Source organism: Pseudodesulfovibrio sp. JC047 (assembly GCF_010468615.1).
Taxonomy (GTDB): domain Bacteria; phylum Desulfobacterota; class Desulfovibrionia; order Desulfovibrionales; family Desulfovibrionaceae; genus Pseudodesulfovibrio.
In genome coordinates, this window is the sequence record NZ_WUEH01000010.1 from 15,468 (window position 1) to 34,347 (window position 18,880).

Here is an 18,880-nt window from a genome sequence, read left to right on the forward strand (position 1 = left end):
AACCATGAAAAACGTCATTTTCAAATCAGTCCCCTTTGACAAGCATCTCGTTACGTTGGCTCTGGAATCAGGTGTGGACGCCGTGATGGTCGAAAAGGATCAGGTCAAGACCGTTCAGGCTCTTGGCCGCGTCACGGTCATCACTCCCGAAGACATGCCCGTGGTCGAATTGACTGAAAAAGCCGATGAAGCGACCGCCATCAAGGGAATCCGGGATGGTCAAAACGTCGTGCTCAAAAAGGGATGGGAGATCATTCCGGTCGAAAACATTCTCGCACAGGTGGAAACTCTGGCCCTGGAATGCGAATCTCTGGACCGGGCCAGACTGGCCGCCGGAATTCTGGAACGCGGCTGTGACACCGTGGTCGTCCTGCCGGAAGGTGCGGCCGACCTCAAACAGATCGTCTCGGAACTCAAACTTTCGCAGGGAACCATGGATCTTCAAACCGCCGAAATCACCGCCATCGAACCCACCGGGTTGGGCCATCGCGTCTGTGTGGACACCATTTCGATCTTGAAAAAGGGACAGGGAATGCTCGTGGGCAACTCCTCGGCCTTCTCTTTTCTGGTCCATGCCGAGACTGAATCCAACCCCTATGTGGCGGCGCGGCCATTTCGCATCAATGCGGGGGCGGTCCATGCCTATACCCAAATGCCGAGCGACAAAACCACCTATCTGGATGAACTCAAGGCCGGTGACGAGGTCCTGATCGTCGGGGCCGATGGAGCAACGACCATTTCCACGGTAGGCCGGGTCAAGGTAGAAGTCCGCCCCATGTTGCTCATCAAGGCAGCCATCACCACGGACACCGGCGTCACTGAAGGACAAGTTTTCCTCCAGAACGCCGAAACCATCCGGGTCGTGGCTGACACAGGTGAACCGATCTCGGTGGTCAATCTCGCAATTGGCGACAAAATCATGGTCAAAACCGATGAAGCTGGCCGACACTTCGGTATGCGCATCACGGAAGAAATCAAGGAAGGCTAGTCCTGTTTCGATAGGAAATGATCCCGCCTTCACCGGCTCGGATCAACGAATCGGAAACAGACGCCCGGCCCCACTGGCCGGAGCTTCATCTGGAGAAAGACATGAAAGGCACAGACAACACGAATATCCCGGACCTCGGCGAACTACGGCAATCAATCGATTCCGTAGATCGCCAGATCGTGGATCTCCTGAACCAACGGGCCGACCTGAGCCTTGGCGTGGGGCGATACAAGGCGTCCCGGGGCGAACCGATTTACAAGCCGTTCCGTGAACAGGAAGTCATGAACAAGATCGCAGGCTCCAGTCCCGGACCACTGCCGGACAAGCACCTGCGTACCATCTATCGTGAAATCATGAGTTCATCCCGCCACCTGCAACGCCCCGAGCGCGTGGTCTATCTTGGTCCAGAAGGCACGTTTTCCTATTTCGCAGCCATCGAACACATGGGCAGTGCCGCTGCCTTGACCCCAAAAACGAATTTCGAGGATATTTTTCGGGCCGTTGCCGAAGAAGGCGCGGAACTCGGTGTCATTCCGCTGGAAAACACCATTGAAGGCACCATCGGTCAGGTGGTGGACCTGTTCATGAAATACAAGGTCTATATCCAGGCCGAAGTCTTCAGCCGAATCAGTCATTCCATCATGTCCAAAGTCGAATCACTCAATGACGTGGAGGTCATCTACTCGCACCCTCAACCGTTGGGACAATGCCGGGACTGGCTCCGCACCCATCTGCCCGAGGTACCGACCATCCCTATGGAATCCACCGCCGAAGCCGCCGAAGTCGTGGCAGGGAAACAGACCGCTGCGGTCATCGGTCATGCCAAGCTGGCGGATATGCACGCCATGAACATTCTGGCCCAATCCATCGAGGACCAACCCGACAACTGGACCCGATTCCTGATTATCGGCGCGGCCCCTTCGCTGGAAGACCAACGCGACAAGACCACCATTCTTTTCACGCTGCCGGACAAACCCGGCGCATTGGCCCGGGTCCTGACGACGCTGGCCCTACAGGGAATCAACATGACCAAGCTTGAATCCCGCCCGTTCAAGGGAGAAAAATGGAAATATGTCTTTTTCACCGATCTCGAATGTGATTTGAGCGGAGACAGACACCAAGACGTGCTCGAAGCAATTCGCCAGCAGTGCCATACACTGCGCGTCCTCGGCACATACCCCACCCAGGAGAACAGATCATGAGCAAGGAACCGATCATCATCAATGCCCCGGCCAGCAAATCACTCTCTCACCGAACTCTTATCGCGGCCGCATTGGCCAACCGGGTTTCGGAAATATCCTCTGTGCTCGACTCCGACGACATCACCCGCACGCGCGACTGCCTCACGGCCTGCGGCGCGACCATCGCGGAAAAGGCGGGGAATCTCGTTGTCTCGGGCATGGAATCCGGTCCCAAGGGGGGCAATGCCGACCGCAAACACAAGAAAGACGCGCCGCACGAACTGTTCATGCACGAATCCGGGACCACCTGCCGTCTGATGACCGCCGTGGCTGCTGCCGGACACGGAACCTTCCTGGTTCATGGTGCCCCCCGTATGCACGAACGCCCCATGGCCGAACTGGTCAAGGCCCTCAAAAAGCTCGGTGCCTCCTTTGAATTCAAGGAAAAGGACGGTCACCTTCCCTTTGTCATGACCTGCAAGGGATACACCGGGAAAAAAGTCGAAATTTCACTGGAAGAAAGCAGTCAATATCTGTCCGGCCTACTTTTGGGCGCACCACTGGCCTCCCACGAAACCACCATTACCGTCACCGGCAAGAAAGCGGTTTCCTGGCCATATGTGGCCCTGACCCTTCGGATCATGGAAGATTTCAAGGCCGGGTTTGACGTCCAGATCAAGGACGGCAAACAGTGGGAGTCCGTCCCATGGCGGTCCGTCAAGGCCGTCACACCGGGCACCATCCGATTCATCGTCAAACCCACCGGGTATGATTCAACGGATTATCAGGTGGAAGGCGACTGGTCCAACGCCAGCTATTTCCTGGCCGCCGGGGCCATTGGCAGACGCCCTGTTCTCATCAAGGGGCTGGCGGCGGACTCATTGCAAGGTGACCGGGCCATCATGGACATTCTCAGTCAAATGGGCGCGTCCATCAAAGTCTCTTTTGACGGCATTCTCGTGGAACCCGGTTCCCTGCACGGCATCACCGTGGACATGGGCCGCTGCCCGGACCTAGTGCCCACGGTTGCCACGGTCGCGGCGTTCGCGTCCACACCGACCACCATCACCAATGTGGCCCATCTGCGACTCAAGGAAACCGATCGACTGAAGGCCTGCGCACTGGAAATATCCAGAACCCAGACCCAAACGGAAATAGTGGATGATTCGCTCATCATTCGGCCCAGCCGGGTGCCAAACGGCCACTGCATCAATTTCGACACCTATGGGGATCATCGCATGGCCATGGCCATGTCCCTGTTCCAACTGGGTGGCATTGACGTCATTCTGGACAACCCCGGCTGCGTCAACAAATCATTCCCCGGCTTCTGGGACGAATGGAAAAAGATCATCGGATAAGGTCATGACCGAACCAGCAATACAGACACTCGCCATCGTGGGCGCCAGCGGCCAGATGGGGCAGGTCTTTTCACAGGCTTTTACCGATCAGGGGTGCGACGTCGTGCCCCTTGATCGCCCCTTTTCCAAAGCTGCAATCCGCGAAGCACTGACCGATTGCGACATGCTGTTGCTCAGTGTGCCGGTCACGGCCATGGATTCCGTCTTGGACCACATGACACCACACCTGAATGGACGCACCATTCTCTGTGATGTCGGTTCGGTCAAAATCCATCCCATGAAAACCATGATCCGACGATATCAGGGACCGGTTGTGGGGACACATCCACTGTTCGGACCGATTCTTCCGGATGAATTCACTCCCAGAATCGCCATTGCCCCGGGCCGAGAAACTGACCGCGACGCTGCCTCCGCAGTCTCCCGGCTCATGCAATCCTGCGGCTATGAATGTTTTTCGACAACAGCCGAAGAACACGACCGGGCCATGGCCTTTGTCCAGGGATTGAACTTCACGTCAACCGTGGCCTTTCTGGCCGCAGCCCGAGACGTGGACGGCATCGATAATTTCATCACCCCCTCGTTCAAACGTCGCCTCGACTCGGCGCACAAGATGCTCACGCAGGATACGGAACTTTTTGAAACCATTTCGGAATCCAATCCGTTCCTTCAGGAAGTCAACCGCAAATTCATGGCGTATCTCAGCCTGGCCGCCGGTGGCGATCTCGATCTGCTCGCAGACCGGGCACAGTGGTGGTGGCATCACGAAACACCATAAATGGTGCGGCTTTTGCCGTAACTTGGAATCGAACAACACCAAGGCCGCACCCACACAGGGGACGGCCTTTTTCATAAAGGAGCACACAATGAACAAGACGTGAAAGACATATGAAAACCGTAAGAAGATCAAGGGATGGGATGTCATTCCCCGCCCGTTACATTAACGGCATCATACCCAACAAGGAAACATGATGAATACAATTTCACTGACGCAGTACGGGAAATGGCTCCCGGCTGACGTCCAGACCACCATCTCCCTCTACATGGGACTGGTAGGTGACCAACCCGGTATTCTGCTGGAATCAGCAGAGGTGGATGGTCGCCTTGGTCGATACAGTCTGCTCGCCTGGGACTATCGGCTCATGCTCTTTCCCGTGGACGGCAAACTCGTGGTCGAAACCACCGACGACCGGCTCGCTCCACTCAAGGAACTCAGCGGCATGGACTACCTGTCCGGCCTCAAAAAAGCCGTCCAATACCTCTCAATCACGCAGGAGACCTCGGGCGATACATCCACGGCTATCGGACGGGATGGACTCCCCGGGTTGACTCGTGGGCTGTACGGCTATTTCGGCTACGGTGTGGCCGGAATGTTCGAACGCAAACTCACGCAGTGTTGCAAGCCCGAAGACGCCGAAGCCTGTCTGGTCCTCCCCGGTCAGATGGTCCTGTTCGACCACCTGCGCCACTCCTGCTGCTATCTGAGCCTCGACAAAGGCGCGACCCCCATGCCCGCTCCGGTTCAATGGGGTGCGGACTTGACCGCTCCCGAGGTCGGGATGCCCACGGTTCACCCGGGCAAGGACGCATATCTGCGGAGCGTCAACCACTGCAAGGACCTCATCGCGCAGGGCGAATGCATTCAGGTGGTGTTGTCCACCCGGTTCACCGTGCCGTTACCGGATGAACCCTTCAAAATATATCGCCGTCTCAGACAGGCCAATCCCTCACCGTTCATGTTCTACATGAAATTCCCGGACTCCCTGTCCATGGGAAAAACACGCGGGACCACCCTGCTGGGATCATCGCCCGAATTGCTGGTCCGAAGCACGGCAGGACAACTCGAAGTCCGCCCCATTGCCGGAACACGCCACAGAGGCGAAACCGAAAAGGAAGACCGCCGACTGGAAAAGGAACTGCTGGCCGATCCCAAGGAACGGGCCGAACACGTCATGCTCGTCGATCTGGGCCGCAACGACCTTGGACGCATTGCCAAACCCGGCACGGTGTCTGTCGAAAAATTCATGAATGTCGAACGGTTCTCCCATGTCATGCACCTCACATCCTATGTGGAAGGAACGCTCAAAGACGGACTGGACGGCGTGGATGTCCTCCAATCCACCTTCCCTGCCGGAACTTTGTCCGGTGCCCCGAAAATCCGTGCCATGGAAATCATCGCCGACCTCGAACCGCAAGAACGCGGGCCATACGGCGGCTGCATCGGCTGGATGGGATTGGACGACGGCGAAGTGTCACTGGATACCGGCATCACCATTCGCTCCATGTGGATTCGAGACGGTCTGTGCCATTGGCAAGCCGGAGCCGGTATCGTCCATGATTCCGACCCGGAATCAGAATGGATTGAATGTCACAACAAGGCGCGTGTGATGCTGGAAGTCATTTCCGGCAAGGGAGGCACCGATGTTTTTGCTGATCGATAATTTCGATTCCTTCACCTTCAATCTGGTGCAGGCCTTCCAGCAGCTCGGGGCCGACCCCACGGTCATTCGCAATGACCGGGACGAAATACTCGATCTGGCCACCAGCGGCACGCTTGAACGCGTCTGTCTGTCGCCCGGTCCCAGCACGCCGGAAAACGCAGGATTCTGTCTGGAATTTCTGGCCCGACTGCCCAAAACAGTGCCGGTCTTCGGCGTCTGCCTCGGACACCAGACCCTCGGTCATTTTGCCGGAGCACCCGTTCAACGAGCAGCCCGTATCATGCACGGCAAGACCTCGCAGGTCGTCCATGACGGCCAAGGCGTCTTCGCCGGGCTGGACTCGCCGTTCGAGGTCTGTCGATACCATTCGCTCGTGGTCCCGGCAGAAAAGGCCCCGGACATGCTTACCGTTACGGCCCGAACCCGCCAAGGGGAAATCATGGGACTCCAATACACGGACCGTCCATGGCACGGCGTCCAGTTTCACCCGGAATCCATTCTCACCCCGGACGGCCCGAAATTGCTCCAGAACTTTCTGAATATACAAGGATAACGATATGACCATTCCTGAAATACTCGAAATCATCGCCCAACGAAAACCGCTGACCGATGCCCAGGCCGACTTCATGTTTACCGCACTGATGTCAGGCTCCATGACCGAGGCCCAAACCGGTGCCTTTCTGATGGGGCTGCGCGTCAAGGGCGAAGACTCCACAGATCTGGCAGCCGGAGTGCGTGCCGGTGTGGCCCATGCCATCAAGATTCCCGGTTTTGACGGCACCCGCGAAGAGCCCGTGATGGATACCTGTGGCACAGGCGGCGACGGACAATGCAGTTTCAACAACTCCACGGCAGTGTCATTATTTCTGGCGGATATGGGATACACGGTCGCCAAACACGGCAACCGCGCCCTGTCGTCCTCCTGTGGCTCTGCCGATGCGCTCGAAGCCCTCGGCATTCCACTGGGCCTGACCCCGGAGCAGGCTGCTGAAGGCATGGAGAAACACCACTTCGCCTTCCTGTTCGCCCCGGCCTATCACCCGGCTTTCAAACACGTCATGCCCGTGCGCCAACAACTCGGCATCCGGACCCTGTTCAACTTCATGGGACCGTTGCTCAATCCGGCCCGTCCCTCACATCAACTCATGGGCGTTGGCGATCCTGAACGATTGCGACTCATGGGTGAAACCCTGCTGCTGACCGGCGTGAACAGGGCACTGCTCTTTTCCGGGGCCGGGGGATTTGACGAGCTGACCACCTGGGGCGTCAACCGAGGGTACATCATCCACGACGGCGTGATGGAAAAGACCTCGGTCAACGCGCAACAGCTCGGCTTCAAACCCCATGATCCCAGAGACGTGGTGGTCACCAGCAAGGAAGACGCAGTGGTCAAAATCAAGGAGATACTCGCGGGAGATGGTCCCCCTGCCATGATGGACATGGTCGCCCTGAATCTGGCAGGGTGCTTGCACCTACTGGACAAGGGGACCATGGCCGAATGTGCCGAACTGGCCCGAGACACCGTATACACCGGACTCACAAAAGGAATTCCGTATGTTGAATAAATTCAGAGAAGCAAAGCAACTTGAAATCGAATCCCTCCGCAAGGACTTCATGGAAGGCCGTGTGCCTGCCGTCTATCAGGGCGATCGTCCGTCTTTTGTGGACGCCATCACAGCCAAGGGTCCCGGGGCGATCATCGCCGAATTCAAACCGGCCAGCCCCAGCAAAGGTGTCTTACGTGAAAATGCCAACCCACTGGATTTCGCAGATATCTACGCGGACAACGGTGCGGCGGCCATCTCCGTCCTCACGGAACCCCACTACTTCGGCGGCACCCCGGACTATCTGTTCATGATGAGCCAACCCGGTATCCCCTTGTTGCGCAAGGATTTCATCTTTGATCCGCTCCAGGTGGCCATGACCGCGTCCAGCCCGGCCTCTGCCGTGCTGCTCATCGCCCGCATGTGCGAAGACGCCACCCACCTGACGCAATTGGTGGAACTGGCACGGATGCCCGGCCTGAGTCCCGTGGTCGAAATATTCGACCAGGCGGACCTCGACATGGCCCGTGCAGCCGGTGCCGACATCATCCAAGTCAACAACCGCAATCTGGACACCCTCGAAACTTCGCTGGACCAAAGCCGGAACTTCATCACGCAAAAACGTGATGGTGAACACTGGATTTGTGCCAGCGGCGTGTCGAAACGGGCACAGGTCGAGGAAATGGCCGAACTCGGTTTCGACGCCATCCTCATCGGCACCTGTCTCATGGAAGCGGACAATCCTGGCGAAACCCTCGCCGAGTTGACTGGAGCACGCTAGTGTCACGCCCCCTGGTCAAAGTCTGCGGCATGACCCGCATGGAGGATGTCGAGCTCTGCGTCGATCTCGGCGTGGACCTGCTCGGATTCATCTTCCATCCCAAAAGCCCTCGACAGGCCGATCCCGATTTCGTGGCCTCGGTCAAAACGGGCAAGGTCACCAAGGTCGGTGTTTTCGTTGACCAAACAGCAGACGAAATCATCGAGACCATGGATCGCTGCGGTCTCCATGCAGCCCAACTGCATGGCGGACACGACATGGACGCGTGCTGGAAAATCGGACCGGACCGGGTCATTCGGGTCTTTTGGCCCGAGGCCTACGCCTCATCCGACGATCTGCTCCGCGCGTTGGACCGATACGCAGAAGTCTGCGGCCATTTCCTTTTGGACGCAGGCAGAACAGGCCAGGGTGGCACCGGCACGACTATTGATTTTAAGACTCTGCAAGATATTGAAATACATACACCTTGGTTCCTTGCTGGCGGACTTGCACCGCACAATATCAAGGAGGCCCTGACCCTCAATTCTCCCGGAGTGGACATCAACTCCGGCGTGGAGAGCCGTCCGGGTATCAAGGACGCATCAAAACTGCGAGAAATCCTGACGATTCTCGCTGAGGACACAGAATGAAAAAAGGATATTTTGGCGATTTTGGCGGACAGTTCATCCCGGAACTGCTCATGCCACCGCTCATAGAACTGGAAGAAGCCATGCAGACCATCCTCCCTTCCGAGGAATTCCAGACACGGTTCATCCAGATGCTCAAGGAAAACGTTGGCCGCCCCTCGGCCCTGACATATTGCCGTCACATGTCAGAAGACCTCGGTCTGGACCTGTGGCTCAAACGCGAGGATCTGAATCATTCGGGCGCGCACAAGATCAATAATACCCTCGGACAGGGATTGCTCGCCAAAATGATGGGCAAAGAAGTCCTGCTGGCAGAGACCGGCGCGGGAATGCACGGCGTGGCGACCACTGTGGCCGCAGCCATGCTCGACATGAAAGCCGTCATCTACATGGGCGCGGAAGATGTCGTGCGCCAAGCCCCCAATGTCAACCGGATGCGACTCATGGGCGCGGAAATCGTGGCCGTTGAATCCGGCACCCGGACCCTCAAGGATGCCATCAACGAGGCCATGCGCCGCTGGTTGGCCGACCAGGAAAACACCCATTACTGTTTTGGCACGGCCGCCGGTCCCCATCCCTTCCCGGAACTGGTCCGCGAATTCCAGCAGGTCATTTCCAAAGAAGCCCGTCAGCAATTCATGGACCGCACCGACGGCGCACTGCCAGACGTGGTCGTGGCCTGTGTGGGCGGCGGGTCCAACGCCATCGGCATGTTCCACCATTTCGTGCCGGATGCCTCTGTCAAACTGATCGGCGTGGAAGCCGCTGGAACCGGCGAACCCGGGTGTGACAACTCCGCGCCGCTCAATCTCGGTTCAAGCGGCGTATTGCACGGCATGAAAACCAAGTTGTTGCAGACGGACGCAGGACAGATCATGCCCTCACATTCCGTGGCCCCGGGGCTGGATTATCCCGGCGTCGGCCCGGAACACGCCCATTTGCAGGACATTGGTCGCGCCCAATACGTCACGATCAACGACAATCAGGCCCTGAATGCGTTCGTGACCCTGTCCCGCCGTGAAGGCATCATTCCGGCGTTGGAATCCTCCCACGCCGTGGCCTATGCCATCGAGAACAAGGACGCCCTCAAAGGCCAATCCGTGCTCGTAAATCTGTCAGGACGTGGCGACAAGGATCTCGGTATCCTCGACCGCATTTTATAAAAATACGGGCAGCCCGGCCTCCCGCTCAGCGACGGGACAACGGCACCCCTTCGAACTTTTTCTGGCACACGACGGCTTCATGAGCCGCGTGCAGCCTGTGAATGGAGCAAGAATATGAATCATATGCACATGAAAATAAACGATGCAACCCAACACGGCAAAGTCGGACTCATCCCCTTCCTTCCCGCCGGATTTCCGAACCGGGAACAATTCTGGAAGGAACTGGAGGCACTGGACAAGGCCGGAGCCGCCGTCATTGAAATCGGGATGCCCTTTTCCGATCCAGTAGCCGACGGTCCGGTGGTGGAAAAGGCCTCGCTTCGCAGCTTGGCTGACGGCATCGATCTCAACTGGATTTTTACGGAACTCAAGGCGCGCAAAGGACAATTCAATGCCGCGCTCCTGCTCATGGGCTATCTGAACCCGGTCTATCAATACGGACTGGAGGCCTTTGGTGCGGACTGTGAAGCCGCCGGAATATCTGGATTGATTCTCGCCGATATCCCGCACGAGGAGTCCCAATTCGTCAAGGACGCCATCGAACCGCACGGTGTGGCCCTGGTGCCCCTGATCGGACTGAACACGAGCCGGGAACGGATGCAACTCTACGCCGAAAACGCCTCGGGATTCTGCTATTTCGTCTCCGTCCTCGGCACCACGGGCCAGCAGAAGGCCCTGCCCGACCGTATCAAAGAAAAACTCGCAGAAGCCAAAGCGGTCTTCGACATCCCGATCGCCCTTGGCTTCGGCATTGAAAATCCCGCCCAACTCGCCCGATTTGACGGACTGATGGACGCCGCCGTGTTCGGTTCCGCCCTCATCAGTCACATCGAATCCGGCAAATCAAGTGCTGAATTCATGCAGCCCTGGGCATAAAAACCGTTACACATCCAGTGGGGGAAATCTCTGCACAGAGGTTTCCCCCTTGTTCTGTCCTCACCACACCGTTTCCCGTCACAAACAAAGAATGTTCTTCCAAAGCCCCCAAGAGAAACCGCCACTCAAAGCAAAGCCCGGGGCCAAACGGGTTCGGCCTTGCCAACTGCCCTTCATTTATTATACCTCATCAGCACAATGAATTCGCCCCACAATACATATACACCCACGCGTGACGTCCTTGCCCTGATGATCATCGTCATCTCCTTTGCCGTCCGCTACTGGTTTGTCGATTCCGGTCAACTGAATCTGGTTCAGGACGAAGCCCAATACTGGGATTGGATCAGACGCCCGCAGTTGTCCTATTATTCAAAAGGACCGCTCATCGCCTGGATGATCGCGACCTGGACCAATGTCTTCGGCAATACGGAACTGGGGGTGCGCTTCGGTTCCATCCTCGGCATGGCCGGTATTCAGGCCGCCCTGTACATTGGCGTTTCACGGGTCTGGAAAGAATATTCCATGGCCATCTTTGTCCTGCTCGTGGCCTCGACCATGCCGTTGCTCAACGGACTGGGCATCCTCGCCACCACGGACAATCCCCTGATTTTCTGCTGGACCGTGGCCTTTTTCGCACTGGCCGCAGCCACGCGCAACGCCCCGGACCGCACACCGTCACACTGGCCATTCCTCATTCTGGGACTGTGCATGGCCGTGGGCATCCTCGCCAAATACATGATGCTCACCTTTCTGGCGTTGGCGGTGATCTATGCCCTGATTCTTCAGATGCGCGGTCAAATGCCGTCGCGATTCTGGGGACGCTTTTTCCTGGCATCCCTTGTGGGAACCGTGATCGGACTGACACCCATCATCCTCTGGAACCTGCACAACGACTGGGTGGCATACAAACACGTTGCCAAACTCTCTTCCGGCGTGGGCCGGGAGTTCGCATTCCGCTTCATGCCATTTCTGGAAATGCTCGGCGCACAGATCGGCCTGCTGGCTCCATGGTGGTTTGTCTTCATCCTCATGGGCAGTGGAAGCGCGCTGGCGAAATCCTGTGTCGGTCCCATTGGCGCATTCGATGCGGACTACCGCCGCGACTTGCAATCCGTGCTCTTTTTCTGGCCGCTCTGGGCGATCATCACCGGCAAGGCCCTGTTCTCGAAAGTCGAAGCCAACTGGACCGCCGTGGCCTTCATGGCCGGGGCCCTGCTCGCAGGCATGGCACTGGATACTTGGTGGCACGCGCCTCGTCGCAAAACCCGAGGCCGACTCATCCTCAGCCTGACCGCCATTGGCTTGACCGCCCTGATCTATATCACCCCGGTCCTGCCAATACCGGACAGCCTGAATCCCACCCACCGACTCAAAGGGTGGAATGATCTCGGGACACATATCGCACAGTTGACCCAAACTGAATTCGACGATCCCGAAAAAGTCTTTGCCATGAGTGACAACTACGGTTTCACCTCGGAACTCGCATTCTACATTCCGGGCCAACCGATCACCTATTGTCCGTGGACCGATTCCCGACGCATGAATCAATACGACCTCTGGCCCGATCCAGCGACCAATGGTCAACTGGGATGGGATGCCATCATGGTCCGTAAACGCTTCCGTTCAGGGGCCGTTCCCGAACTCAAAAACATGTTCGATTCTGTCAGTGAACCCATTTTCTATCAGTCCCGATTCAACGGCCAGCCAGCCCGAAAATTCACCATTCTCATCTGCAAGGGGTTCAATGGCTATTGGCCACAAAACGGACTCGGCGAATATTAAAGCCCCATCAAAATCACAAAAAACCAGGCTGTGCCTTTTCTTTTAAAGGCACAGCCTGGTTTTTATACAGAACTTCTTCCACCACGTATTCAACCGCAAGGCACCATTTCCTCCTTGTCAAATTTCTGAAAAAACGGTGCCTCAAAAAAAAAATTCCCAAAAGACACACCTCTTCCACTAGAATCGATACATGAATTGTCCCGTCAAGCTGGTACGGCCACCATAACTCACTTCGACCAAAGCCTGTGTTTTCTCGGAAAACTCCCACATGCCACCTACAAGAACAGAATACGCTTCCTTGGTGGTAAAAATCAAATCATAGTCAAAACTCCGAGTCCCAGGACCGGGTAGAATAGAGGTTTCAATCGAGCCATGCAGCCGTTCTTCCAAGTTGAGATACATGACTCCGGCCCAGACGTTGCCTTTGCCATACTGTTCTGAATCCACCAGTATCCCCACTCGCGGGGTCACGGTATATGTTTCTATTTCCCCGTCGAGAAAATCGAGTTGTGTCCGGGCCATGTTCATATCGACCGAGCCGAAATACTGTTTGTACCCACCGGCAAACGTCACCCCAATACCGCCGGTATATCCAGTATAATCACTCTCGATATTCAACTGAAAATCGTCCACGGCAACACCACCGAGCGTAAACCCGTTCACGTTGATATCAAGATCGGCATGACCGGCAATCACCCCACCAAAACCATAGACATTCATGAAGGGAAACAGCCAGACATCCGCCCTGGCCAACATGGTCGCACTGATGACTTCAGAACCGTCAAGAGTGATTCCCGGCCTGGCTGAAGGAGTACCAAATCCGAACTTCAAATCCGTAATTTTCGGTTCTTGTCGTTGCACCAAACTGGTCAGACTCAACCCAAACGGCAACGGAAGCGTATACCCCTGTGCTCGAGCTTCCTCTCCCCATAAAGGCAACACCCGCGTCGAGGGTTCAACAGAAACTCTCTCTTTGTCTTCAGGATTTTCGAGAATAAAATACTCTGGTTCCTTGGATGGGTTCGCAGCAGCAAACAACTTCACCTGATTTTCTTCGGAAACAGCACGGCCTTCGGTCCAGTCCCATTCCTCCAACACAGAAGGACCCGCAGCAAAAACAGGCTGTATCCCTAACAGACTTCCTGTCACAAGACACACCCAAAAAACGATCAAACGGTTCATACTTTCCACCAGGCCATGATGTCCGAACCGTACAGCACAGTTACCATACATCCGAGACTGAGAAACGGCCCATACGGCACTTTGCCATGAATGCCGTCCTTTCCAGAAGAAAAGGTATAGAAAAGACTGGCGATAGCTCCGGTGAATGAGCCAACAAACAGGGTCAGGGGCAAGCCGCCCACACCGACCATGGCACCAATCATGGCCATCAGCTTGATGTCTCCGGTTCCCAATCCCTCCTGACCACGCATCAGCCGGTACCCCTGCTGCAACACCCAAAAGAGACCAGCCCCCATGGCCGCGCCAAGAAATGCACGCTGCCAATCCACTCCGTTCTCCAGAAAGAAACTGGCCACCAACGCCAGACAGGTCCCACCAAGCGTCACCCGATCCGGGAGCAAAAAAGTTTCGATATCAATGAGGCTCCCGACAATGAGCATGACGCCGAGCACCAAATACACGCCCCATTCAGGCGATAAGCCGAACCGATACGCCACGGCAATGGACCAGGCCATACAGGCAAGCTCGACCAGCAGGTATTGAGCACCGATGGCGGCATTGCAATGACGACACCGGCCCTTGAGCCACAAGAAACTCACTAGCGGAATGGTTTCCGTCAGGCCGAGTTTGTGCAGGCAGGACGGACACCGAGACCGTCCCGGTTTGAGAATCGGAACTTCATCGATCCATCGTTGGATGAAAATCGAGGCGATTCCGCCCAGTTCCAAACCAAGGATTCCAGCGGCCACAAAGAAAAACCAGTGAGGGATTACATCCATATACGCCCTTCGGCACTTGAAGAGTTGCCATTTTTACTGCATGAATACTGCGTAAGCAGCATTTCGAGGACTACCGAATTTTGCAGTCCGACACAAGGAATGCCCGACGAACGCATCAAGGGAGCCACCAATGGACCATCGTTTCATTCCGAACCTGACAGAAGAAGAGATTGCCGACATTCAAAGCAAAGGCTTGCAATGGACAACGGCCCACACCTATAAGAACAGCCCTTTTTACCGCGCCCAATTCGATAAGATTGGCCTGGAACCAGGCGATATCACATCGCTGGACGATCTCCAGAAACTCCCGTTCACCACAGCGGATGACCTGAAAGACGGATATCCCCTGCCCCTGCTTTCGGTCCCCGAATCAGATGTCGTGCGTATCCACGGCTCCAGCGGCACCACGGGCAAACGCAAGATTCTCGCCTATACCCAAAACGACATCGACCTGTGGCAGGACATGTTTGCCCGTTGCTATGAACTGGCAGGCCTGACCACCGAAGATCGTGTCCAAATCTGTGTCGGCTATGGATTATGGACAGCGGGAGCCGGGTTCCAGCACGGCTGTGAACGGTTCGGCGCAATGACCCTGCCCGTTGGTCCGGGATTGTTGGAAATCCAACTCCAGATGCTGACCGACCTGAAATCCACCTGCCTGTGTTCCACGGCATCCATGGCGTTGCTCATGGGTGAAGAAGTCCAGAAGCAGGGACTTTTCGAACAAATCGCCCTGAAAAAAGCGATCTTCGGAGCCGAAGCCCACACCCCGAAAATGCGTCGCCAATTCGAAGACGCGCTCGGACTGGAAGACAGTTTCGACATCATCGGCATGACCGAACTCTACGGTCCGGGAGCGGGGCTGGAATGTCAGGCTCATGATGGCATCCATTATTGGGCGGACCGATTCATTCTGGAAATCTTGGACCCGGAAACCCTCAAACCCGTTGCACCGGGCGAAGTGGGAGAAATGGTCGTCACCTCATTACAAAAAGAAGCGGCTCCGCTCATCCGATACCGGACCCACGACCTGACCCGCAGTCTTCCCGGTCAATGCGCCTGTGGCGTAACCATGCCGCGTATCGACAAGATCATGGGCCGCTCCGACGACATGTTCATCTTCCGGGGCGTCAACATCTATCCAGGTCAGATCGGTGCTGTCCTCGAAGAGTTCAACGACCTGTCTGCCGAATACAAGATTTCCCTGACACGCCGTGACGGATTGGATCACATGGCCGTTGACGTGGAACGCACGCCCGAAGCACGGGTTGCCGATTCCGACTCCCTCGCCAAACGGTTGGCCTCGGAAATCCGCAAGCACATTCTGGTCCGCAGCGAAGTCCGTATCCTCAATCCGGGCGAATTGCCGCGCAGTTTTGCCAAGGCCAAACGAGTGCAGGACGAACGCGGCGAGGCATAGGGTATCATGGCCAGTCTGTCAGACGATCCGACCCGGCATGTGGTCATCGACCGCAGATCAGACCGGTATCTCGCCTTCCCGGATGTCATCCGAACGCCAGACAATACCCTGGTCGTGGCATACAACGAAGCGGACAAGCATGTCCGGCCCACCAGCCGGATTCTCGTAGTCAGAACGAGCCGGGACAACGGATTGACGTGGTCGGAACCGATATATCCGGAAACCACGTCAAGCCATTGTCCCCGAATAGTCATGACACCGAGCAGGGACCTCATCATATCGGACAGCTCGCGGGTCTATCATCGCAGTCGGGACAACGGCCAGTCATGGGAGCCGATACACACGCACGGCCTGAGCCATGATATGCACGACCGGCTCATGGCCCTCGGTGACACCGGATATTTGACGACCGGCCATTGTCATATCGGCTCCACCGAGCACCCGGCCATCCGCCAGCGACCGACACAGCAAAAGGTCTTTCGGTCCACGGACAACGGACAGACCTGGGGACCATGGTCCATTCTCGCCCAACACCGCAATCTTGTCCTGTGCGAGGCGTCCATGACCCGATTGCCGAACGGATGCATCCTCGCCCTCATGCGGGAAAACAGTTTCGTCTTTGAACCCATGTATTGCGTTCTCAGCACAGACAATGGGATTTCGTGGTCCGCTCCCACAGCCACCCCGCTCATCGGCCATCGCCCGACGCTCGGCACCCTGCCGGACGGCCAATTGCTCGTGACATACCGAAACGTCGGCCCGGATCAGGGAACCTGCGCCTGGATCGGCTCGGTGGAGGAACTCATGTCCGGCTTCCGGGTCCACGGACTGACCACGAATCCAGCCAATCCCACATTGACCGACGCAGGGTTGCGCATCCGAACGACACCAGGGACAAAATCCGTGGTTCGATACGCACTACGTCCCATGACAGATCCTCGCACGGCCACGGCCACACTTGAAACCGATATCACCGTTCACGCGGCAGATGCCAACGGATGCGGCATCCGACTGGGCACATGGTGGAAATTGACAACGACCCATATTACGCCAGACGGATACGACGCACAGGCCCTGCCCTTGCGAAAAGGGACCGTCAATCATATTCAATTGCACTATGCGAATGGATTCGTGACCGCGCGAGTCAATCACGACACAACAACCACGATTGCCATCGATCCGGATCATGCGGAGACCCGCCCCATCATGATCGGCGCGCCCTCCCCTTTTGAAGACAATGGCGTTGACTGTTGCTGGCATCGCATCAGCCTGCACGTCACCGAGCCGGCTTTTGACCGGGAAGAGCGATGGCACTGGACACCAAGACAGGGACTGCCGGACCAGTGGGTTCGAGATTCCGTGCTCGAACTCCGCAATGACCGTCATGCAGCCACACCGGATTTCGGGTATTCAGGATGGACACGGCTGGCGGATGGGACTTTTTTCTGTGCGTATCATCACGGCGGGGGCACGGAACCGGGATATGAGCCACTCCATTCCAGTCATATTGCGGGAACACGGTTCTCGCTGGAGGATTTTTAACCCCAGACGACCGGAGGTATTTCATGGATCAGAAAAATATTCGTCGTATTTTTGAAGCCTACTTCGAAAAATATAAGAAAACCGAAGGTGACAAAAAAGCGTGGTCCGCTTTCTGGACAGAAATTACCCCCGACGGCACCCTTGAAATCAACCTGACCAAATGTCCCAAAGGCACTACATTCAAAATTTTCGTCAACAAGAAAAAAGTGGCCGAAGTGCTTGAATGGGTGAACTTTTTCACAACCATGGAGACAGTTGCAAACCGATATCCGGGACTGTATGACGCAGAAAAAATATTCAACGACATGGAATTCATGATCTAAATCCAAAGAAAAGAGCCAGCCGTCTCTGCTATTTTTTTTCTTGACGGCTCAGACCACCCCGCGTATGCACCTTTACTACAGGGGTCGGTGGCATTCATGGGGATGCAGCCGGTATTTCACCGGATTTCACTGACAATTGGTGAAATGATTATTGGTTGTGAAGGGCTCGCGCACTTTAATTTCCTCAACGCTTATTTCACCGGGCGAAAATTCGCCAAGTCTATATTTTTATTTTTTTGGAGTTTAATACGTAATGGCTAAGAACATTTATGTGGGCAATCTGCCCTGGAGTTCCACGGAAGAGGATGTACGCGCAGCATTTGAAGCATACGGTGAAGTAATTTCCGTAAAACTCATCAATGACCGCGAGACAGGCCGCCCCAGAGGTTTCGGTTTCGTGGAAATGGAAGATCACGGCGCGCTCGAAGCAATTGAGAACCTGGACGGCACCGATTTTGGTGGTCGCAATCTCAAAGTCAATGAAGCCCGCCCCCGCCCCGAACGTCCCCGCTGGTAAACGTTGACACTCACGTCGATTTACGACACAACAAGCCCGCCCTGTCCAAAAAAGGGCGGGCTTTTCCCGTCTCCAACAAACAAGAGGAAGCACTCGATGGCAAAAGAAGAAGGAATCGTCGTTCAAGGCACAGTTGAAGAAGCCTTGCCCAACGCCATGTTCCGCGTCGAACTTGAAAACGGTCACACGGTCCTGGCACATATCTCTGGTAAAATGCGTAAATTCCGCATCCGTGTCATGCCCGGCGATACCGTCACCGTGGAACTTTCCCCATACGATCTCACCCGAGGTAGAATCACCTTCCGTCCCCGGTAGTCATTTCGGCGGTTGGGGAAAGAGGAGAGAAGAAGAACTCGCAGAACGGGTTCCATATTCTCCTC

The 18,880-nt window shown here is 56.1% G+C and carries 19 protein-coding genes; 17 read left to right on the forward strand and 2 right to left on the reverse strand.

Annotated elements, in window-relative coordinates:
- Positions 1 to 4 precede the first annotated feature (4 nt).
- The 12 genes from GO013_RS08120 (at position 5) to GO013_RS08175 (ending at position 12,737) form a co-directional block, all read left to right on the forward strand.
- The gene (locus tag GO013_RS08120) at positions 5 to 988 is read left to right on the forward strand and encodes a 3-dehydroquinate synthase II family protein (RefSeq protein WP_163809989.1); all 984 of its coding nucleotides are present in this window, start codon (positions 5 to 7) and stop codon (positions 986 to 988) included.
- Positions 989 to 1,089: 101 nt separating this feature from the next.
- On the forward strand, positions 1,090 to 2,190 hold the full coding sequence (gene pheA, locus GO013_RS08125) for a prephenate dehydratase (RefSeq protein ID WP_163809991.1): 1,101 nt from the start codon (positions 1,090 to 1,092) through the stop codon (positions 2,188 to 2,190).
- Positions 2,187 to 3,527 (forward strand): 3-phosphoshikimate 1-carboxyvinyltransferase, encoded by a 1,341-nt coding sequence (aroA, locus tag GO013_RS08130; RefSeq protein ID WP_163809993.1) that lies wholly within the window; start codon positions 2,187 to 2,189, stop codon positions 3,525 to 3,527. Before pheA ends, aroA begins: the two co-directional genes overlap by 4 nt.
- 4 nt (positions 3,528 to 3,531) lie before the next feature.
- Complete coding sequence (locus tag GO013_RS08135) at positions 3,532 to 4,302, forward strand: prephenate dehydrogenase/arogenate dehydrogenase family protein (RefSeq protein WP_163809995.1); 771 nt, start codon at positions 3,532 to 3,534, stop codon at positions 4,300 to 4,302.
- Positions 4,303 to 4,495: 193 nt separating this feature from the next.
- Positions 4,496 to 5,965, forward strand: a complete 1,470-nt coding sequence (locus GO013_RS08140; protein ID WP_163809996.1) for an anthranilate synthase component I family protein — start codon at positions 4,496 to 4,498, stop codon at positions 5,963 to 5,965.
- Positions 5,946 to 6,518, forward strand: a complete 573-nt coding sequence (locus GO013_RS08145) for an aminodeoxychorismate/anthranilate synthase component II (RefSeq protein ID WP_163809997.1) — start codon at positions 5,946 to 5,948, stop codon at positions 6,516 to 6,518. The genes GO013_RS08140 and GO013_RS08145 overlap by 20 nt, the downstream gene beginning before the upstream one ends.
- Positions 6,519 to 6,522: 4 nt before the next feature.
- The gene (trpD, locus tag GO013_RS08150; RefSeq protein WP_163809999.1) at positions 6,523 to 7,530 is read left to right on the forward strand and encodes an anthranilate phosphoribosyltransferase; all 1,008 of its coding nucleotides are present in this window, start codon (positions 6,523 to 6,525) and stop codon (positions 7,528 to 7,530) included.
- Entirely contained in the window at positions 7,520 to 8,290 is a 771-nt protein-coding gene (locus GO013_RS08155; RefSeq protein WP_163810001.1) for an indole-3-glycerol-phosphate synthase, read from the forward strand. Before trpD ends, GO013_RS08155 begins: the two co-directional genes overlap by 11 nt.
- On the forward strand, positions 8,290 to 8,919 hold the full coding sequence (locus GO013_RS08160) for a phosphoribosylanthranilate isomerase (protein WP_343219548.1): 630 nt from the start codon (positions 8,290 to 8,292) through the stop codon (positions 8,917 to 8,919). Before GO013_RS08155 ends, GO013_RS08160 begins: the two co-directional genes overlap by 1 nt.
- Positions 8,916 to 10,079: a tryptophan synthase subunit beta gene (trpB, locus tag GO013_RS08165; RefSeq protein ID WP_163810002.1), complete on the forward strand. Its 1,164-nt coding sequence runs from the start codon at positions 8,916 to 8,918 to the stop codon at positions 10,077 to 10,079. The genes GO013_RS08160 and trpB overlap by 4 nt, the downstream gene beginning before the upstream one ends.
- Positions 10,080 to 10,193: 114 nt before the next feature.
- Complete coding sequence (gene trpA / locus GO013_RS08170) at positions 10,194 to 10,955, forward strand: tryptophan synthase subunit alpha (protein ID WP_163810003.1); 762 nt, start codon at positions 10,194 to 10,196, stop codon at positions 10,953 to 10,955.
- A 198-nt stretch (positions 10,956 to 11,153) separates the two neighbouring features.
- Positions 11,154 to 12,737, forward strand: coding sequence for a glycosyltransferase family 39 protein (locus GO013_RS08175; RefSeq protein ID WP_163810004.1), 1,584 nt, complete (start codon positions 11,154 to 11,156; stop codon positions 12,735 to 12,737).
- 177 nt (positions 12,738 to 12,914) lie between these two features.
- On the opposite strand, the gene GO013_RS08180 is transcribed toward GO013_RS08175, so the two are convergent.
- Both GO013_RS08180 and GO013_RS08185 read right to left on the reverse strand, forming a co-directional pair.
- Positions 12,915 to 13,919 carry a hypothetical protein gene (locus GO013_RS08180; protein ID WP_163810005.1) on the reverse strand — a complete coding sequence of 335 codons (1,005 nt, stop codon included), beginning with the start codon at positions 13,917 to 13,919 and terminating at the stop codon, positions 12,915 to 12,917.
- Positions 13,916 to 14,698, reverse strand: coding sequence for an A24 family peptidase (locus GO013_RS08185; RefSeq protein ID WP_163810006.1), 783 nt, complete (start codon positions 14,696 to 14,698; stop codon positions 13,916 to 13,918). The genes GO013_RS08180 and GO013_RS08185 overlap by 4 nt, the downstream gene beginning before the upstream one ends.
- A 130-nt stretch (positions 14,699 to 14,828) precedes the next feature.
- Here GO013_RS08185 and GO013_RS08190 point away from each other — a divergent pair, with 130 nt between their 5' ends.
- The 5 genes from GO013_RS08190 (at position 14,829) to infA (ending at position 18,815) form a co-directional block, all read left to right on the forward strand.
- Positions 14,829 to 16,118, forward strand: coding sequence for a phenylacetate--CoA ligase (locus GO013_RS08190; protein ID WP_163810007.1), 1,290 nt, complete (start codon positions 14,829 to 14,831; stop codon positions 16,116 to 16,118).
- A 6-nt stretch (positions 16,119 to 16,124) separates the two neighbouring features.
- The gene (locus GO013_RS08195) at positions 16,125 to 17,660 is read left to right on the forward strand and encodes a sialidase family protein (RefSeq protein WP_163810008.1); all 1,536 of its coding nucleotides are present in this window, start codon (positions 16,125 to 16,127) and stop codon (positions 17,658 to 17,660) included.
- Between the two features lie 23 nt (positions 17,661 to 17,683).
- Entirely contained in the window at positions 17,684 to 17,983 is a 300-nt protein-coding gene (locus GO013_RS08200; protein WP_163810010.1) for a hypothetical protein, read from the forward strand.
- A 253-nt stretch (positions 17,984 to 18,236) separates the two neighbouring features.
- Complete coding sequence (locus GO013_RS08205; protein WP_163810012.1) at positions 18,237 to 18,500, forward strand: RNA-binding protein; 264 nt, start codon at positions 18,237 to 18,239, stop codon at positions 18,498 to 18,500.
- Between the two features lie 96 nt (positions 18,501 to 18,596).
- Complete coding sequence (gene infA, locus GO013_RS08210; RefSeq protein WP_163810014.1) at positions 18,597 to 18,815, forward strand: translation initiation factor IF-1; 219 nt, start codon at positions 18,597 to 18,599, stop codon at positions 18,813 to 18,815.
- Positions 18,816 to 18,880: the final 65 nt, after the last annotated feature.

Excerpts from the sequence above, each read along its gene's own strand:
- GO013_RS08120 (WP_163809989.1), top strand. The coding sequence starts at position 5 with ATGAAAAACGTCATTTTCAAATCAGTCCCCTTTGACAAGCATCTCGTT.
- pheA (WP_163809991.1), top strand. The coding sequence starts at position 1,090 with ATGAAAGGCACAGACAACACGAATATCCCGGACCTCGGCGAACTACGG.
- aroA (WP_163809993.1), top strand. The coding sequence starts at position 2,187 with ATGAGCAAGGAACCGATCATCATCAATGCCCCGGCCAGCAAATCACTC.
- GO013_RS08135 (WP_163809995.1), top strand. The coding sequence starts at position 3,532 with ATGACCGAACCAGCAATACAGACACTCGCCATCGTGGGCGCCAGCGGC.
- GO013_RS08140 (WP_163809996.1), top strand. The coding sequence starts at position 4,496 with ATGAATACAATTTCACTGACGCAGTACGGGAAATGGCTCCCGGCTGAC.
- GO013_RS08145 (WP_163809997.1), top strand. The coding sequence starts at position 5,946 with ATGTTTTTGCTGATCGATAATTTCGATTCCTTCACCTTCAATCTGGTG.
- trpD (WP_163809999.1), top strand. The coding sequence starts at position 6,523 with ATGACCATTCCTGAAATACTCGAAATCATCGCCCAACGAAAACCGCTG.
- GO013_RS08155 (WP_163810001.1), top strand. The coding sequence starts at position 7,520 with ATGTTGAATAAATTCAGAGAAGCAAAGCAACTTGAAATCGAATCCCTC.
- trpB (WP_163810002.1), top strand. The coding sequence starts at position 8,916 with ATGAAAAAAGGATATTTTGGCGATTTTGGCGGACAGTTCATCCCGGAA.
- trpA (WP_163810003.1), top strand. The coding sequence starts at position 10,194 with ATGAATCATATGCACATGAAAATAAACGATGCAACCCAACACGGCAAA.
- GO013_RS08175 (WP_163810004.1), top strand. The coding sequence starts at position 11,154 with ATGAATTCGCCCCACAATACATATACACCCACGCGTGACGTCCTTGCC.
- GO013_RS08180 (WP_163810005.1), bottom strand. The coding sequence starts at position 13,919 with ATGAACCGTTTGATCGTTTTTTGGGTGTGTCTTGTGACAGGAAGTCTG.
- GO013_RS08185 (WP_163810006.1), bottom strand. The coding sequence starts at position 14,698 with ATGGATGTAATCCCTCACTGGTTTTTCTTTGTGGCCGCTGGAATCCTT.
- GO013_RS08190 (WP_163810007.1), top strand. The coding sequence starts at position 14,829 with ATGGACCATCGTTTCATTCCGAACCTGACAGAAGAAGAGATTGCCGAC.
- GO013_RS08195 (WP_163810008.1), top strand. The coding sequence starts at position 16,125 with ATGGCCAGTCTGTCAGACGATCCGACCCGGCATGTGGTCATCGACCGC.
- GO013_RS08200 (WP_163810010.1), top strand. The coding sequence starts at position 17,684 with ATGGATCAGAAAAATATTCGTCGTATTTTTGAAGCCTACTTCGAAAAA.
- GO013_RS08205 (WP_163810012.1), top strand. The coding sequence starts at position 18,237 with ATGGCTAAGAACATTTATGTGGGCAATCTGCCCTGGAGTTCCACGGAA.
- infA (WP_163810014.1), top strand. The coding sequence starts at position 18,597 with ATGGCAAAAGAAGAAGGAATCGTCGTTCAAGGCACAGTTGAAGAAGCC.